General features: G+C 64.0%; 15 protein-coding genes. 7 read left to right on the top strand and 8 right to left on the bottom strand.

Annotation, left to right across the window (positions count from 1 at the left end):
- Positions 1 to 7 precede the first annotated feature (7 nt).
- On the bottom strand, positions 8 to 1,387 hold the full coding sequence (gene fumC, locus H6X51_RS00880; protein ID WP_185265626.1) for a class II fumarate hydratase: 1,380 nt from the start codon (positions 1,385 to 1,387) through the stop codon (positions 8 to 10).
- A 76-nt stretch (positions 1,388 to 1,463) separates the two neighbouring features.
- Between fumC and H6X51_RS00885 the strand changes: the two genes are divergently transcribed.
- The 4 genes from H6X51_RS00885 (at position 1,464) to H6X51_RS00900 (ending at position 4,038) form a co-directional block, all read left to right on the top strand.
- Positions 1,464 to 1,982 carry a DUF2059 domain-containing protein gene (locus H6X51_RS00885; RefSeq protein WP_185265627.1) on the top strand — a complete coding sequence of 173 codons (519 nt, stop codon included), beginning with the start codon at positions 1,464 to 1,466 and terminating at the stop codon, positions 1,980 to 1,982.
- Positions 1,983 to 2,028: 46 nt separating this feature from the next.
- On the top strand, positions 2,029 to 2,343 hold the full coding sequence (locus tag H6X51_RS00890) for a BolA family protein (protein WP_185265628.1): 315 nt from the start codon (positions 2,029 to 2,031) through the stop codon (positions 2,341 to 2,343).
- Between the two features lie 99 nt (positions 2,344 to 2,442).
- Positions 2,443 to 3,384, top strand: coding sequence for an oxygen-dependent tRNA uridine(34) hydroxylase TrhO (gene trhO, locus H6X51_RS00895; RefSeq protein WP_185265629.1), 942 nt, complete (start codon positions 2,443 to 2,445; stop codon positions 3,382 to 3,384).
- 21 nt (positions 3,385 to 3,405) lie between these two features.
- Entirely contained in the window at positions 3,406 to 4,038 is a 633-nt protein-coding gene (locus H6X51_RS00900) for a DsbA family protein (protein ID WP_185265630.1), read from the top strand.
- A 277-nt stretch (positions 4,039 to 4,315) separates the two neighbouring features.
- On the opposite strand, the gene H6X51_RS00905 is transcribed toward H6X51_RS00900, so the two are convergent.
- Positions 4,316 to 4,906 (bottom strand): UPF0149 family protein, encoded by a 591-nt coding sequence (locus H6X51_RS00905; RefSeq protein ID WP_185265631.1) that lies wholly within the window; start codon positions 4,904 to 4,906, stop codon positions 4,316 to 4,318.
- A 173-nt stretch (positions 4,907 to 5,079) separates the two neighbouring features.
- Here H6X51_RS00905 and recQ point away from each other — a divergent pair, with 173 nt between their 5' ends.
- A complete protein-coding gene (recQ, locus tag H6X51_RS00915) occupies positions 5,080 to 7,209 on the top strand; it encodes a DNA helicase RecQ (protein WP_185265633.1) in 2,130 nt (709 codons plus the stop codon).
- Between the two features lie 147 nt (positions 7,210 to 7,356).
- Here recQ and H6X51_RS00920 read toward each other — a convergent pair whose 3' ends face one another.
- Positions 7,357 to 9,549 carry a patatin-like phospholipase family protein gene (locus H6X51_RS00920; protein ID WP_185265634.1) on the bottom strand — a complete coding sequence of 731 codons (2,193 nt, stop codon included), beginning with the start codon at positions 9,547 to 9,549 and terminating at the stop codon, positions 7,357 to 7,359.
- Between the two features lie 200 nt (positions 9,550 to 9,749).
- Here H6X51_RS00920 and H6X51_RS00925 point away from each other — a divergent pair, with 200 nt between their 5' ends.
- Positions 9,750 to 10,571, top strand: coding sequence for a UDP-2,3-diacylglucosamine diphosphatase (locus tag H6X51_RS00925; protein ID WP_185265635.1), 822 nt, complete (start codon positions 9,750 to 9,752; stop codon positions 10,569 to 10,571).
- A gap of 9 nt (positions 10,572 to 10,580) precedes the next feature.
- Here the strand turns inward: H6X51_RS00925 and H6X51_RS00930 are convergent, their stop codons facing one another.
- The 3 genes from H6X51_RS00930 to H6X51_RS00940 form a co-directional block, all read right to left on the bottom strand.
- Complete coding sequence (locus H6X51_RS00930) at positions 10,581 to 11,960, bottom strand: adenylate/guanylate cyclase domain-containing protein (RefSeq protein ID WP_185265636.1); 1,380 nt, start codon at positions 11,958 to 11,960, stop codon at positions 10,581 to 10,583.
- A 110-nt stretch (positions 11,961 to 12,070) separates the two neighbouring features.
- The gene (locus H6X51_RS00935) at positions 12,071 to 12,637 is read right to left on the bottom strand and encodes an HD domain-containing protein (protein WP_185265637.1); all 567 of its coding nucleotides are present in this window, start codon (positions 12,635 to 12,637) and stop codon (positions 12,071 to 12,073) included.
- Positions 12,638 to 12,868: 231 nt separating this feature from the next.
- Positions 12,869 to 13,201 (bottom strand): Mpo1-like protein, encoded by a 333-nt coding sequence (locus H6X51_RS00940; protein WP_185265638.1) that lies wholly within the window; start codon positions 13,199 to 13,201, stop codon positions 12,869 to 12,871.
- Between the two features lie 78 nt (positions 13,202 to 13,279).
- Here H6X51_RS00940 and H6X51_RS00945 point away from each other — a divergent pair, with 78 nt between their 5' ends.
- Positions 13,280 to 13,843, top strand: coding sequence for a nitroreductase family protein (locus H6X51_RS00945; RefSeq protein WP_185265718.1), 564 nt, complete (start codon positions 13,280 to 13,282; stop codon positions 13,841 to 13,843).
- Here H6X51_RS00945 and H6X51_RS00950 read toward each other — a convergent pair.
- The gene (locus H6X51_RS00950) at positions 13,768 to 15,156 is read right to left on the bottom strand and encodes a HAMP domain-containing sensor histidine kinase (RefSeq protein ID WP_185265639.1); all 1,389 of its coding nucleotides are present in this window, start codon (positions 15,154 to 15,156) and stop codon (positions 13,768 to 13,770) included. The genes H6X51_RS00945 and H6X51_RS00950 overlap by 76 nt on opposite strands.
- 5 nt (positions 15,157 to 15,161) lie before the next feature.
- Positions 15,162 to 15,551 carry a Spy/CpxP family protein refolding chaperone gene (locus H6X51_RS00955; RefSeq protein ID WP_185265640.1) on the bottom strand — a complete coding sequence of 130 codons (390 nt, stop codon included), beginning with the start codon at positions 15,549 to 15,551 and terminating at the stop codon, positions 15,162 to 15,164.
- Between the last annotated feature and the right edge of the window lie 29 nt (positions 15,552 to 15,580).

Raw genomic sequence — 15,580 nt, forward strand, 5'->3', positions numbered from 1 at the left:
CCGCCGGTTACAGCATCGCCTCCGGCCGTACCGCCTGGTCGAAGGCCTGCTCGTCCAGATAGCCGAGGCTCAGCGCTGCCTGGCGCAGCGATGTGCCTTCGGCATAGGCCTTCTTGGCAATCTCGGCGGCCTTGTCATAGCCGATCACCGGGTTCAACGCGGTGACCAGCATCAGGCTGTTGTCCAGATGTTCACGCATGCGCTGGACATCGGGTTGCATACCCTCCACGCAGTGCCGGCGGAAGCTGTCGCAGCCATCGGTGAGCAGCCGCACCGATTGCAGCAGGGTATGGATGATCACCGGCTTGAACACATTCAATTGCAATTGACCATAGCTGGCCGCCATGCCCAGGGTGACATCGTTGCCCTGCACCTGGCAGGCGATCATCGACAGCGCCTCGCACTGCGTCGGATTGACCTTGCCGGGCATGATCGAGCTGCCTGGCTCGTTGGCCGGCAGCCGGACCTCGGCAAAGCCCGCGCGCGGACCGCTGCCGAGCAGGCGCAGGTCGTTGGCCAGCTTCATCAGGGTCACCGCCAATTGCTTGCAGGCGCCATGCAGCTGTACCAAAGGTTCATGGCCGCTGAGTGCGGCGAACTTGTTGTCGGCACTGGTGAAGGGCAGGCCACTGAGACTGGCGACCTGCTCGGCCAGCAGCCCGGCGAAACGCGGCGGAGCGTTCAGTCCGGTGCCGACTGCGGTGCCGCCCTGGGCCAGGGCGAACACCCCCGGCAGGGCCTGCTCCAGCGCCTGCAGGCCCATGTCCAGTTGCGCGACGAAGGCTGACAGCTCCTGACCGAAGGTCACCGGCGTGGCATCCATCAGGTGGGTGCGGCCGATCTTGATCAGCTCGGCATGCCGCCGGGCCTGCTCATCCAGGCTGTCGCGCAGGGCCTGCACTGCCGGTACCAGCTGTTGCCGGACCTGGGTCGCCGCCGCCACGTGCATGGCGCTGGGAAAGGTGTCGTTGGAACTCTGCGCGCGGTTGACGTGATCGTTCGGATGGACCGGCGCCTTGCTGCCGCGCGGTTGGCCGGCCAACTCGTTGGCGCGGTTGGCGATCACCTCGTTGATGTTCATGTTGCTCTGGGTGCCACTGCCGGTCTGCCATACCGACAGCGGAAAGTGTCCGTCGAGCTGGCCGGCGATGACCTCGTCCGCGGCCCGGGCGATCAGCTGCACTACCTCCGGCGGCAGGTTGTCTAGCTGCTGGTTGGTCAGTGCCGCGGCTTTCTTGATCAACGCCAGGGCATGCACCACCGCCAGAGGGATGCGCTCCTCGCCAATGGCGAAGTGGTGCAGCGAGCGCTGGGTCTGGGCGCCCCAGTAGCGGTCCGCCGGCACCTCGATGTCGCCCATGCTGTCCGATTCAATGCGTGTGTTCATGATCGCTCCCGTGGCTGGAGAATGAGTCTCTGACCTGCCAGTATAGGTGTCTGTTCACTTAGCGGATTCAATGTCCATGCGATTGCTGCCCGTTCTGAGCCTGGCCTGCCTGCTCCTGTCCCCGCTGGCCGATGCCGATCAAGCGTCACACCGCGCCAGCGCCGAGCGCTTCCTCAAGCTGGCGAATGCCGAAGGCATGACCGCGCCGATCTATTCCCAGACCGAGCAACTGCTGACCGCGCGTTTCGCCCAGATGGGCGGCTCCATGCAGTATGAATCCATCCTGCGTGACTATCGCCAGCGCGCCAGGGCATTGCTGGATACGCAGTTGAGCTGGGAGGCGATACGCGAGGAGCTGGTCGATCTGTACCTGCCGCTGTTTTCCGAACAGGAGTTCGAACAGTTGGCGGCCTTCTACCAGTCACCGGCCGGCAGCAAGCTGCTGCAACACCTGCCGCAGTTGACCCAGGACTCGATGGCGATCACCCGCGAACGGGTCGAGCAGATCCTCGCCCCGCAGCTGGAGCAGCTGGTGGAAGAGATGGAGCTTGAGGTCGAGGCGCGGCAGACAGGCAGGGCGGGTAATAGGGAGTAGGGCCAGGCTCGGTTACAATCAATCAACTTTTCATGGAGACATGCGCATGAGCACTACACAATCCGCACTGGAACAGGCCCTGCAGAGCCTGGCTCCGATCCATCTGGAACTGCTCAACGAAAGCCACATGCATGCCGTGCCGCCCGGCTCGGAGTCGCATTTCAAGCTGGTCATCGTCAGCCAGGAATTCGACGGACTGAATGCGGTCAAGCGCCACCAGGCGGTGTACCGCGTGCTGGGTGAACTGATGCAGCAGATCCATGCCCTGGCCCTGCATACCTATTCGCCGGCGGAGTGGGCAGCTACCGGCCAGGCACCGAACTCCCCCGATTGCATGGGCGGCAGCAAGGCCGATCGCTGAGTCGGGACGGCCGGTGCGTTGCCCCGGCGTTTTTTGTTAGACTTGCCACCCCTGAAAGTACGCCCTTTACGCGGGCGCTGACTGAACAAGAGGTTGTGCATGTCCCATATCGTTGTCGTGGCGCTCTACAAGTTCGTCACCCTGGAAGATTTCGAAGCCCTGCGCCAGCCGCTGCATGACACCATGATGGAGCATGGCGTCAAGGGTACCCTGCTGCTGGCGCTGGAAGGCATCAATGGCACGGTCGCCGGCAGCCGCGAAGGTACCGCTGCATTGCTGGAGTGGTTGCGCCGTGATCCACGCCTGAGCGACCTGGACTGGAAAGAGTCGCTCTGCGAGGAAATGCCGTTCTACCGCACCAAGGTCAAGCTGAAGAAGGAAATCGTCACCATCGGCGTGCCGGGCATCAGCCCCAACGAGCGGGTCGGCACCTATGTCGAGCCCAGGGACTGGAATGCGCTGATCAGCGATCCCGAAGTGCTGCTGATTGATACCCGCAATGATTATGAGGTGTCGATCGGCACCTTCGAGGGCGCGATCGACCCGCAGACCAAGTCCTTCCGTGAGTTCCCCGACTACGTGCGTCAGCAGTACGATCCGCAGAAGCACAAGAAGGTGGCCATGTTCTGCACTGGCGGTATTCGCTGCGAGAAGGCTTCCAGCTTCATGCTCAAGGAAGGCTTCGAGGAGGTCTACCACCTCAAGGGCGGTATCCTGAAGTACTTCGAGGAGGTGCCGGCCGAGCAGAGCCTGTGGCAGGGCGAGTGCTTCGTATTCGATAACCGGGTGACGGTGCGTCATGACCTGGCACCGGGTTCCTTCGACCAGTGCCATGCCTGTCGTCATCCGGTGTCGGCCGAGGACATGGCCTCGCCGCTGTACGAGCAGGGCATCAGTTGCCCGCATTGCCATGCCAGCCTGCCGGAGAAGACCCGCCGCCGGGCCGAGGAGCGCCAGCGGCAAATCGAACTGGCCAAGCTGCGCAACCAGCCACACCCTATCGGCCTGGCACCGGAGCTGGCTACGCCCAACGCCAGATAACCCACAGCGAGAGACCGCGATATGTCCCAGCGCCTGATCTATGTGATGGACCCGATGTGTTCATGGTGCTGGGGCTTCGCTCCGGTCATCGATGCCATTCAGTTGGCCTTTGCGCAGTTGCCCCTGCATCTGGTGGCTGGCGGGCTGCGACCCGGGGTCGCCGATCCGATGACCGACTCCGCACGCCAGGCGCTGACCGAGCACTGGCAGGCGGTCAGGAACAATACCGGCCAACCTTTGCTGACCCCCGATGCGTTGCCGGCTGGATTTATCTACAACACCGAGCCGGCATGCCGGGCGCTGGTGGTGGCCCGGGAGCTGGATGCCGCGCGGGCCTGGGAGATGGTCAGGAATATCCAGCAGGCCTTCTATGCACAGGCGCAGGATGTGACGCAATGTCCGGTGCTGGCTGATCTGGCGGAGCAGGCCGGTTACAACCGTGACAGGTTCGCCAGGGCGTTCGTCGCCGAGGCGGCGCAGACTGCTGTGGCCGCCGATTTCGCCTGGGCTGCCAATCTGGGTATCAGTGGTTTTCCGACCCTGCTCGCCGAGCGCAATGGCATGCTGGCGCTATTGTCCCAGGGATATCAATCGGCGGACAGCATCATGCCGTTGCTGCGGCGTTGGGTGGAGGCGGGGGAGCAGCTCGCTTGAAAAAGAGCTGTTTGCTCAAGCCGTCATGCTGTTCACCTAAGCCGCCATCCCTCCCGGAATCCGTCATCCTTCCCAAAACCTGTCATCCTTCGCGAAGGCGAAGGATCTACCGGGCACTGTGAGCCAGCCGGCACCCTGGATCCTTCGCCTTCGCGAAGGATGACGAGGTAGGGAGCCAAGGATGACGAGGTAGAGAGCAAGGATGACGGGGTGAGAGCAATGCTGCCGCCTGCGCGAAGGATGACGGTGTGCGCAGGCGGGGATGCAGGGGCAAGCCTCAGTGGCGCGGATCAAGCAGTGCCGGACGGGCTTTTTCTTCCGGGGCCTGGAACAGCAGGTACAGCTGGGTCAGCACATCGGGGATGTGATCGAGCATGTCCTGGACCATTTCCTCATCCTTGGCGATCTCGGCGAACTCGGGCTGGTCCTCGAACAGGCCGGAGCCGACCATGATCGGCAGCAGCAGCTCACTGACGGTTTCCTCATCCTGGCTGAACCAGTCTTCCTCGCGCAGGAATACGCCTTCGAGAAAGCCCACGCACCAGCTGCGCAGGTCGGACAGGTCCGGCTCGTCGCCCAGGGTCAGCTCGCACGGCGGCTCCAGCTCTTCGTCGCTGGCCAGAATGCGTTCGATCAGCGCCTTGAGGTCGCGCAGGGTACCTTCGATATCGGCCTTCTGGGCGTCATCGGTGTACTTGGGCTCCTCGGCGAACAGTTCGAACATCCATTCCTGCTCCGGCACCTCGGCGGGGCTGATGGACAGGGCAGTCAGATAACCATGCCCGGCAAGATAATCGAGAGCTTCATCGTGCAGATCGTCAGCATCGAGAAACTGCTGCAGGCGCTCGAGTTGGTCGGCGAAGGACATGGCTACACCTCATCATGGATAATGGTCGGCATTGTACGCACCTGGCCGGGTTTTTGCCAAAGCATTGGCAATACTGGCAGCACATCACGGCGAATCTCGCCAGGGCTGATATAATCTGCCCCTTTTGTGCTGGCCGATACCGGCTGCCCGAATGCAATCATGCAAGGAGAATCATGCGCGAGCAAGCCTTACAGAAGCTGCGGGATATTTTCGGCTACGGCGAGTTTCGCGGGCACCAGGCTGACATCATCGATCAGGTGGCTACCGGCGGTGACGCCCTGGTACTGATGCCGACCGGCGGTGGCAAGTCGCTGTGCTACCAGATTCCGGGTTTGCTGCGTCCCGGCCTGGCGGTGGTGGTCTCGCCGCTGATCGCCCTGATGGATGACCAGGTGGCCACGCTCAACGAGCTGGGGCTGCGTGCCGCGGCGCTGAACTCCACGCTGGACGAGTCGGCTCGGCGCGAGATTGCCGAGCGCCTGCGCCGCGCTGACCTGGACTTTCTCTACCTGGCCCCCGAGCGCCTGCTGCAGCCGCGCACCCTGCAGTTCCTGCAGAGCCTGGACATCGCCCTGTTCGCCATCGACGAGGCGCATTGCGTATCCCAGTGGGGGCACGACTTCCGTCCCGAGTACCTGCAACTGGGCCAGCTCGCCGAGCTGTTCCCGGATGTGCCGCGCATGGCGCTGACGGCCACCGCCGATGAGCGCACCCGCGAGGAAATTGCCCAGCGCCTGGGGCTGGAACAGGCCAAACGCTTCGTCTCCGGGTTCGACCGGCCGAACATCTTCTATCGCATCGTGCCCAAGGACCGGCCGCGCCAGCAGTTGCTGGCGTTTCTCAAGGACCAGCGCGGCAATGCCGGCATCGTCTACTGCCTGTCGCGCAAGAAGGTCGAGGATACCGCGCAATGGCTCAGCGACCAGGGCTGGCCGGCCTTGCCCTACCATGCCGGACTGAGTCCCGAGCTGCGTGCCACGCACCAGCAGCGCTTTCTCAACGAGGAAGGCCTGATCATGGTGGCGACCATCGCCTTCGGCATGGGCATCGACAAATCCAACGTGCGTTTTGTCGCGCATCTGGACCTGCCCAAGAGCATCGAGGCCTATTACCAGGAAACCGGTCGTGCCGGGCGCGACGGCCTGCCGGCCGATGCCTGGATGGCCTACGGGCTGCAGGATGTGCTGCTGCTCAACCAGATCATGGCCGGCTCCGATGGCGACGAGCGACACAAGCGCATCGAACGGCACAAGCTCGACGCCATGCTGGCACTGTGCGAACTCACCAGTTGCCGCCGCCAGTCGCTGCTCGGCTATTTCGGTGACACCCTGGATGAGCCCTGCGGGCATTGCGACAACTGCCGGGAACCAGTGGCTACCTGGGACGGCAGCGAGGCGGCGCGCATGGCGCTGTCCACTGTCTATCGCAGCGGCCAGCGCTATGGTGTCGGGCATCTGGTGGATATCCTGCTGGGCCGCGACAACGAGAAGATCCGCAGCGCTGGCCATCAGCACCTGTCGACCTATGGCATCGGCGAGCAACTGGGTGAACAGGAGTGGCGCTCGGTGTTCCGCCAGCTGATTGCCCGCCGCCTGGTGGAGATCGACCTGGACGGCTACGGCAGTCTGCGCCTGTCCGACAGCTGCCGACCGTTGCTGCGCGGTGAGGAATCACTGGCGCTGCGCAAGGATATCGCCCGTTCGGCAGCGGTGCCGCACAAGTCCGGCGACAAGCCGGTCATCGCCGAGGCCGACAAGCCCCTGTGGGAAAACCTGCGGGCGCTGCGCAAGCGGTTGGCCGAGTCCCATGGCGTGCCACCCTACGTGGTGTTCGCCGACTCGACACTGGTCGATATGCTGCGCCAGCGCCCGACCACCCTGCAGGACATGGCGCTGGTCAGTGGTGTCGGGGCGCATAAACTGGAGCGCTACGGTGCCGACTTCCTGCAGGTATTGCTGGCGGGCGACGACGCGGCGGGTGCCGCGCCGGTGCATGCGGCCCAGGAAGTGCAGGCGCTGGCGCTGGCCGGAATGGAGCCGGCGCACATCGCGGCGCAGACCGGCACGCCGATCAGGCAGGTGTACATGAAGCTGGCCCAGGCGATCAGCACCGGGCAGATCGAACTGCACCACGCGGTCGATCTGCCAGCGGGGCAGTTGGAGCGCATTCAGGACCTGTTTCTCAACGAGGCCGAGGACGACCTGCCCGGCGTGCGTGCGGTAGCCGAGGAACTCGACGAGCCGGTGGAAGAGGGCGTGCTGCACTGCATCCGCGCGGCGCTGGTGCTGGAGATCAGTGGCTGAGAGGCGGCGCAGCCCCATCAGTTGGTGTGGGAGCCGCGCCTCGCGGCGATGGGGACTGGCCGGCAAGGCAGTGCTGGCTGGCAGCCCGCTTCGCGGCGGGGCGCCTCTCCCACAGGAAGAGCGGCTATTGCCGTCATTTGCCGCTGCTCAGAACGTCTGCCCCAGGTTCATGTACACCGCGCGCTCGCCTTCCTGGTTGGCGCCGATGCCGAGGAACAGCGGGCCGAGGAAGGTGTCCATGCCCAGTAGCAGGCTGCCGGCGGTCATGTAGCCTGTATCCAGCGCATCGTCGCCCTTGTTGTAGACCCGCCCGTATTCCAGGGTCCCGCCCAGGTACACCGGGATGGTCAGCGGCATGCTGCTGGCATTCAGCCGGCGGTAGTACACCACCCGCGCCAGATTGTAGTTCTGCCCGGCCAGACCGTTCTCACGGAAGCCGGAGAACTCGCCCAGGCCACCGAGAATGAAGCTGCTCTGCGCCACATCGACATCATCCTCGGTACGCCCGATGAAGGCGCCCAGTTGCAGGCTGTGCGGCCCGCTGGCGAAGGCCCGGCTGGCGCGGATCTCCAGTTGCTGGTAGCGCTCGTCGGCGCCCAGGTCCGGTTCGGACTGGCGCCAGAGAATGCGCGCGGTATCGCCGGAGCGGGGGAAGTTGACATTGTCCTGGGTGTCGCGGTCGATCTGCAGCGAATAGAACGCCTCGTCGAACTGCAGGGTCGGCTGCTCAGGGTCGCCGACGCGGATACGTGACTTGCCGTCGTAGCGCGACAGTCCGAAGCGTACCTCGCCATTGTTGGATATCTGCCGGCCGACGTTGATACCGGCGCCGTAGCGTTGCACGCGATAGTCGGCGACCGGGTCGTTGTCCAGGATCACCTCCACGTTGCGCGCCTCGGCGTCGATGAAGGGTGCCACGAAATAGCGCGAGCCGTAGTCCAGCGGCTGGTAGAACTCGCTGTAGAACTGCTGGTGCTCGCCCAGTTGCAGGCGGGTCAGCCATTCGGCGCCCAGCGGATTGACGCCATTGACGCGGAAGCTGGCGCCGATGGTGAACTGGCTGCCGCCCTCGAAATCGTCCGCCAGGTTCAACCCCAGGCGCAGGTAGTCGGTGCCGGTCTCGCGGCCGTGGGTGCGGATCAACAGGGTGTTGTGTTCGCCCTCATGGAGGATTTCATAGTTCACCTGGCTGAAGTAGTCGGTGCCGTAGATGGTGCCCATGTCCTTGGCCAGGTGGCCGGTATTCAACGGCTCGCCGAGTTCCTGGCGGACCATGCTGCGCACCACCTCATCGGCGACCTTGCCGCTGTTGATCACGCGGATCTCATGGATGATCGGCTGGCGATGTGGGCGATTGCGCGCCAGGTTGCCGCCTGGCTGCAGCGGGCTGACCGGCTCGACGAAGGCGTTCAGTTCGGCGGCCTGCAGCAGGCTCTGCTCGCCGGCGGCGATCGCCTGCTCGGCCTCGGCGAAACTGCTGAAGGCGATCTCGCCCAGTTCGGGCTGCAGCAACATGTCCTGTTCGGTCAGGGTGGCCAACTGCTCCTGGGTATTGTTGCGGGTCAGCAGGGTGGTGGTCTGGTCCATGATGTCGAGGATGCTGTGCATATCCTCGGCCGGCTTGAGCGGGGTGGCGATATCCACCACGATGACCCGGTCCACGCCCATTTCCCGGGCCACATCCACCGGCAGGTTCTTCGACAGCACGCCATCGACCAGCATGCGTCCATCGACCATCACCGGCGCGAAGAAGCCGGGCAGGCCGATACTGGCGCGGATCGCCTGGGGCAGGTGGCCGCTCTTGAACACCACGGCATCGCCGGTGGCGATGTCGGTGGCCACGGCGCGGAAGGGAATCGGCAGGCGGTCGAAGTCATCGATGTCATTGGTATGCACCAGCAGGCTTTCCAGTGCCAGCCCCAGGTTCTGCCCTTGCAGTATGCCCAGCGGGAAGCTGAGCTTGCCGTCCTTGAACGACAGCCGCTGCTTGACCAGGAAGTCGCGATCGTCCTGCTTGCGCCGGTAGGGTATGTCCTCGCGCAGCGGCGAGTCGCTGAGCGTGGCCGGCCAGTCCATTTCCAGGGCGATCTGCTCCAACTCGTCGGCGCTGTAGCCGGCGGCGTACAGGCCGCCGATCACCGCTCCCATGCTGGTGCCGGCGATCGCATGCAACTGGATGTCGAGCTTCTCGATCTGCTTGAGTACGCCGATATGCGCCAGGCCCCGGGCGCCGCCACCGGATAGTACCAGCCCGGTACGCGGCTCGGTGGCCAGGTGGTCCTGGGCCATGCACAGCGGAGCGAGCAGGGCCAGCAGCAACAGGGAAATGCATCTGAACATGACGAAGCCTGATTAATAAGCAAGGAGCGGATCGACGGCACATTGTATACGAGGCTGCCAGGGTCTGTTGACGTTTCATCGTACCTGGTGTTATCGCGCCGGCCCGCTCGATGACCTGTCATCAGCTTGTCATCTTGCTGTCATCAGCCGGTCACCCCCGAGGGCTAGTTTGACCGCAGATACTGCAAGGGGAGCGACAGATGACTCACGCGGAAGATTTCTCGGCGGTCGGCAAGCAGCGAGTGCGTACCATCTGGATTTCCGATGTGCACCTGGGCACGCGCGATTGCCAGGCCGAGAAACTGGCGGGTTTTCTCAAGGAATACGAGTGTGATCAACTGTATCTGGTGGGTGACATCATCGATGGCTGGCGCCTGCGCAAGAGCATGTACTGGCCGCAGTCGCACACCAACGTCATCCGCCGCATCCTCACCATGAGCAAGCGTGGCACCCGGGTGGTCTACGTCACCGGCAATCATGACGAGTTCCTGCGTCGCTACGCCACGCTGAACATCGGCAACATCCTGCTGGTCGACGAGGCTGAGCACGTCACCGCTGATGGTCGCAGGCTGCTGGTCATCCACGGCGACCAGTTCGATGTGATCACCCGTTGCCACCGCTGGCTGGCCTTTCTCGGCGACCATGCCTACGAGTTGAGCCTGCGCCTGAATCGCTGGCTCAACTACTGGCGCGCCCGCTGCGGCTATGGCTACTGGTCGCTGTCCGGTTACCTGAAGCACCGGGTCAAGAAGGCGGTCAACTTCATCAGCGACTTCGAGGACGCCCTGGCTCATGAGTGCCGCAAGCGAGACATGCAGGGTGTGATCTGCGGGCATATCCACCACGCGGAAATCCGCGAGGTCAACGGTATCGATTATCACAACTGCGGAGACTGGGTGGAGTCCTGCACGGCATTGATCGAACACTGGGATGGCAGCATCAGCCAGTATCGCTGGGCGGAAGCGCCGGCAACGGCAGCGGAGCGCCTGGAAGGCGTGGAGAAGGTGCCAGACGCGGTTTGACTGCAGCTGCTAGATGATCACCTTGTCCCGCAGCTTGCGGGCTGCCAGTTCCAGTGCCTTGACGATCTCTTCCTTGTCGTAGTTGCGGATGCCATTGGTGTCCAGGTACATGGAGAAGCCGGGCAGCTCGTGCTCGACGAAGGTAGGTGCGGCGCCCAGGTCGCGGCGCAGGCCGACCACCTGGTAGATCTGGACTGGTCGGGTGAAGCCCTTGACGTTGATATGGCCCTTGTCGCGGCACATGACCAGGTCCTTGGTCAGCGACCAGGTTTCATGCGGGATCAATATCTCACCGGCTTCGGCGGCACTCTCCAGGCGGCTGGCCAGGTTCACCTCGCGGCCGATGATGGTGTAGTCCATGCGCATGTCGGCACCGAAGTTGCCCACCGTGCAGTAGCCGGTACTCAGGCCCATGCGGATTTCCAGTGGCCGGGTGATGCCCTGGCTGCGCCACTGCTGGCGCAGCACCTTCATGTGCTTGCGCATGGCGATGGCCATGCATACCGCGGCCTCGGCATCCTGCTTGGCGCCGCGGCTGACCGGATCGCCGAAGAACACCATGACGCTATCGCCGATGAACTTGTCGATGGTGCCGCCGTACTGCAGGGCGATGCGTGACATCTCGTTGAGATAGTTGTTCAGCAGGTCGGTCAGCGCCTCGGCTTCCATTTCCTCGGCCAGCTCGGTGAAGCCACGAATGTCGGAGAAGAACACCGTCAGCTTCTTGCGCCGGGTTTCCAGGGTGACCCGCTGGTTGCCGGAGAAGATCGACTGCCATACCTGTGGTGACAGGTACTTGGCCAGGTTGCTGGTCAGCTCGGCGGTCTTCTCCTGTTCGGCGCTGATCAACTGCTGCGCATGTTCCAGGCGCCGCCCCTGGCGGTAGACGAAGGCGGCGATGATGACCATGAACACACCGCCGCTGGCCAGGCTGCAGAAGGCCAGCAGTGGGCTGCTGGCCAATTGCGGCGCCGGTGTCAGCAGGGCCGCCGAGAGCATGGTGCCGGTAAGGGTCAGCAGGATGGCGCAGAACAGGTACAGGGGGCCGCCGATGATGATGCTGGCGAAGCTGATCAGCAATACCAGTACCAGGCTGGGCACCATGCTGAACTGGCACAGGGTGATGAATACACCGGTATGCAGGGCATCCAGCGCCAGCAGCAACAGGTTCAGGTTGCGCCGGCCAGCCTTGCGCCGCACCTCGGCGATCACCCGCAGTGCATGGGGGTAGATCAACGCGTAGAGCGTGACGCCACCGAGCAGCGGCGTGAGACCCTGCTCATGGATGAGAGCGGCGAAGATAATCGCCACGCACAGGTAGGCCATGACCCTGGAATAATAACCTTCCAGCGGCGGTCGGACCGGTTGTATGCGGGTTTGCAAAGTCATGATCAGTCGTTCCCTGGCCTGATGGACCGGCATTGCTGATCAGCATGGTAGAGCTGATCGGTCCGATATGCCAGACCGATCTTGATATGCGCGCAGAGGGGGGATGGGTCTCAGGCGTACACGGACTGACGCGGCCGTGCGAACACCCGCCGCAGCATGGGCTCGAAGAATTCCAGTGGCTCGGATGGATAGTCCTGATCGAAGGCCGGCGCATCGTACAGCGCGCAGAATTCGGCGGTGCGCTGGTACAGCGGATGATCCTTGAACTGCTCGCGCAGGTGCCGGTCCATTCCCAGGTGATGGAAGAAGTAATAGCCCTGGAACACGCCGTGCTTCTCCACCATCCACAGGTTCTCTTCCGAGACGAAGGGCTTGAGCATGGCGGCGGCGATATCCGGATGGTTGTAGCTGCCGAGGGTGTCGCCGATGTCGTGCAGCAGTGCGCAGATCACGTACTCCTCATCACGCCCATCGCGGTGCGCGCGGGTGGCGGTCTGCAGCGAGTGTTGCAGGCGGTCGATGGGAAAGCCACCGAAGTCGCCGTCGAGCAGTTTCAGGTGCGTAAGGATGCGGTCAGGCAACTGCTGGGCAAAGGGACGGAAATGACCGGCAATGATACCCCAGTCCTCGGCAGTACCTTCCTGCATGGCGCGGAAGGTGGCGCGCTGTTCGCTCATGGCATATCTCCTCTGATTGTCGTTATGCCGGCGATGGTACACCGCTGGCGCTGGCGTAACTGTCGGCTGCTGGACAGTCTGAGGGCGCCGCCTGCTTGATCCTGAAGTTTACAGGGTCCGCTGCAGGTACCCGGCGTGGGCCGAGGTCGGGGTGTAGCGCCCCTGCGCTACGCCTGCGGAGTGGCGGGAGATACCGCTGTCGTCGAGCAGGCGCTCGACAACCCGGCATTGCTAGAAGCGAATGCGCCCGGTGAGCATGTCCCTGAGCATTACCCAGTCACCCATGAAACTGTACAGGGGGTATTTGAAGGTCGCCGGGCGGTTCTTCTCGAAGAAGAAATGGCCGACCCAGGCGAAACCGTAACCGGCCACCGGCAGGGCCAGCAGCCACCAGCCATTGCCGCTGAGAATGGCCCAGGCCAGGATCGCCAGGACCAGCAGGCTGCCGACATAATGCAGGCGCCGGCTGGTGTCGTTGCGGTGTTCGCTGAGATAGAACGGATAGAACTCGGCGAACGAGTGGAATTCACCGGTGGCGGTTTTCGAAGTCTCACTGGCAGGCATGGAAGGCTCCCTTTATTGTTCTGTTCGACCTGGTTGTTGCTATGCTGCGCAACTCATGTTTCTGGAGTCTTGATGATAATGGACGCACTGAGCGCATTGCACAACCGGGTTTCCATGCCACGTCTGACCGGGCCGGCGCCCACTGCCGAGCAGCAACAGGCGCTGTTCCAGGCCGCCCTGCGGGCGCCGGACCATGCCTGGCTGCGGCCCTGGCGGTTCCTGGTGCTGGAGGGCGAGGCGCTGGAGCGTCTGGGCGATCTGTTCCACGCCGCCGCCCTGGCGAAAACCGGCGACCCGACGACCGAGGCGGTGCAGCGCGCACGTAGCCTGCCGCTGCGCGCACCCTTGATGATCATCGCCATCAGCAGTCCCAGGCCACATCCCAAGGTGCCCGAGCAGGAGCAGGACATGTCCTGCGCTGTGGCGGTCGGCAACATGCTGGTCGCCGCCCATGCCATGGGGCTGGGCGCGGTCTGGCGTACCGGTGAGCCGGCCTATGACCCGCTGATCCGGGAGGGGCTGGGGTTGGCGGCGGCGGAGAAGATCATCGCCTTCCTGTATGTCGGTCAGTCGTTGGGGGAAGGCAAGGCGGTACCGGCATTGGACTCGCGGGACTTCTTCCGGCGCTGGCCGGTGGAATGACTACCTCGCGGTAGATACAGGCGTGCCTGCAGTCCGCCTGCATCGCCATTGCTGAAGCTCAGGCTGCCGCCATGTCGCGCTACCGCACGCCGGGCGATGGCCAGCCCCAGGCCGTGACCACTGTCGGTCGGCTGGCCGGGCACCCGGGCGAAGGGTTCGCCAAGCCGTTCCAGCCACTCCTCGGGCACGCCTGGCCCCTGGTCGGTGATGATTACCTCGCAGCCGCGGACATCGGCGCTCAGGCTGACGCTGATATGTCCGTGTGGCGGGGAGAAGCGCAGCGCATTGCGCAGCAGGTTGTCCAGCGCACTGGAGATCTGGTCCGCCCAGCCGTGCAGCTCGCAGCCAGTGGCGCCGTGAATGTCCAGGCTCTGGGTGTCGGCGGCGAAGCGGGCATCCTCGACCGCGGTGGCGACCAGTTGATCCAGCTGGAACGGGGCGGCCGGCATGTCCCGGGCATCGAGTCGGCTGAGGGTCAGGATATCGCCGATCAGGCTGTCCAGCCGGCTGCATTCGCGGTCCAGCCGGTCCCATAGCGGATCGTCCGCGCTCAACCCCTGCTTGCTGCCCAGGGCCAGGCCGATGCGCAGCCGGGCCAGCGGCGAGCGCAGCTCATGGGAGATGTCGCGCATCAGTTGGTTCTGGCTGTTGAGCAGGCTCTGCACCCGTTCGGCCATGCTGTGGAAGCGCCGCGACAGCTGGCCGATTTCATCCCGTCGCCGACCGATGCGCGTCAGTGCTCTGGCATCGAAGCGTCCCGCGGCCAGGTCTTCGGCGGCCACCCCGAGTTTCTGCAGTGGCGCGGTCAGGTAGCGGCTCAGCAACAGGCTCAGCAGGGCCAGTAGCAGCATGACCATGGTGATATTGGAGAGCATGGCCAGCGGGGTGCGCTGCCAGCGGAACAGCTCCTGCGCCGGGACGTGCAGCAGCAACTGATAGGAGGCCTGCTCGGAGTCCCAGGCCAGCTGGAACAGGCGCCCATGGCGGGTGCGTTGCTCGGCGCCGGCAAGATTCGGTGCCTCGTAGCGGGGCAGGGTGGGTAGGGTGCCGCGGACCAGGCGTTGGCCCTGGCTGTCGAACAGTTCGGCGCGCAGGCGATGCCGTTGCTGCTGGCGCTCCAGCCATTGCTGGGCGTCCATCGGACCCTGGCGTTCATAGACGGTGACCAGTTGCTCGCTGAAATCGCGCAACTGGGGATGAAACTGCAGCAGCAACCAGTCCTGCTGCAGGGCGCGGCTGATCAGGAAGCCCGAGCCACCCACCAGCAGGGTGGCCAGCCAGAGAACGGCGAAGACCTTCCAGAACAGCCGCATGGGCCTCAGTTACTCCCGCTGTCGGCTTTGTCGGCCGGGGCACGCTCACCACGGTGCGGGCGGCCCTTGCGCTCATGGCGTTCCTGCATGTGCTTCTGCATCTTCTCGCGGCGCTCCTCGCGCAGCTGCTGCAGCTTGGTGCGCTGCTCATCGGTGAGGATGGCATCGACCTTCTGCTGCTTCTCTTCGCGCAGGGCCTTCATTTTCTCGAACTGTTCGCTGTGCACGGCCCGCAGCTGTTCCTGCTGCTCGGTGGTCAGTTGCAGTTCGCTGGCCATCCGTTCCAGGTGTCGTTCATGGTGCTTGCCGGTATTGGCTGCATCGGGCGCGGCCAGCGCGGCGCCGGCGGTAGCGGTGGTCAAGGCGAACAGGCCTGCGATCAAGGTCTTTTTCATGGCTGTAGCTCCTGGTTTTGCTGCAGGCC

This window comes from Halopseudomonas xiamenensis (genome assembly GCF_014219065.1).
Classification (GTDB): domain Bacteria; phylum Pseudomonadota; class Gammaproteobacteria; order Pseudomonadales; family Pseudomonadaceae; genus Halopseudomonas; species Halopseudomonas xiamenensis.

What these genes read in the sequence shown, in the direction of transcription:
- fumC (WP_185265626.1), bottom strand. Translation starts at nt 1,387, where the DNA reads ATGAACACACGCATTGAATCGGACAGCATGGGCGACATCGAGGTGCCG.
- H6X51_RS00885 (WP_185265627.1), top strand. Translation starts at nt 1,464, where the DNA reads ATGCGATTGCTGCCCGTTCTGAGCCTGGCCTGCCTGCTCCTGTCCCCG.
- H6X51_RS00890 (WP_185265628.1), top strand. Translation starts at nt 2,029, where the DNA reads ATGAGCACTACACAATCCGCACTGGAACAGGCCCTGCAGAGCCTGGCT.
- trhO (WP_185265629.1), top strand. Translation starts at nt 2,443, where the DNA reads ATGTCCCATATCGTTGTCGTGGCGCTCTACAAGTTCGTCACCCTGGAA.
- H6X51_RS00900 (WP_185265630.1), top strand. Translation starts at nt 3,406, where the DNA reads ATGTCCCAGCGCCTGATCTATGTGATGGACCCGATGTGTTCATGGTGC.
- H6X51_RS00905 (WP_185265631.1), bottom strand. Translation starts at nt 4,906, where the DNA reads ATGTCCTTCGCCGACCAACTCGAGCGCCTGCAGCAGTTTCTCGATGCT.
- recQ (WP_185265633.1), top strand. Translation starts at nt 5,080, where the DNA reads ATGCGCGAGCAAGCCTTACAGAAGCTGCGGGATATTTTCGGCTACGGC.
- H6X51_RS00920 (WP_185265634.1), bottom strand. Translation starts at nt 9,549, where the DNA reads ATGTTCAGATGCATTTCCCTGTTGCTGCTGGCCCTGCTCGCTCCGCTG.
- H6X51_RS00925 (WP_185265635.1), top strand. Translation starts at nt 9,750, where the DNA reads ATGACTCACGCGGAAGATTTCTCGGCGGTCGGCAAGCAGCGAGTGCGT.
- H6X51_RS00930 (WP_185265636.1), bottom strand. Translation starts at nt 11,960, where the DNA reads ATGACTTTGCAAACCCGCATACAACCGGTCCGACCGCCGCTGGAAGGT.
- H6X51_RS00935 (WP_185265637.1), bottom strand. Translation starts at nt 12,637, where the DNA reads ATGAGCGAACAGCGCGCCACCTTCCGCGCCATGCAGGAAGGTACTGCC.
- H6X51_RS00940 (WP_185265638.1), bottom strand. Translation starts at nt 13,201, where the DNA reads ATGCCTGCCAGTGAGACTTCGAAAACCGCCACCGGTGAATTCCACTCG.
- H6X51_RS00945 (WP_185265718.1), top strand. Translation starts at nt 13,280, where the DNA reads ATGGACGCACTGAGCGCATTGCACAACCGGGTTTCCATGCCACGTCTG.
- H6X51_RS00950 (WP_185265639.1), bottom strand. Translation starts at nt 15,156, where the DNA reads ATGCGGCTGTTCTGGAAGGTCTTCGCCGTTCTCTGGCTGGCCACCCTG.
- H6X51_RS00955 (WP_185265640.1), bottom strand. Translation starts at nt 15,551, where the DNA reads ATGAAAAAGACCTTGATCGCAGGCCTGTTCGCCTTGACCACCGCTACC.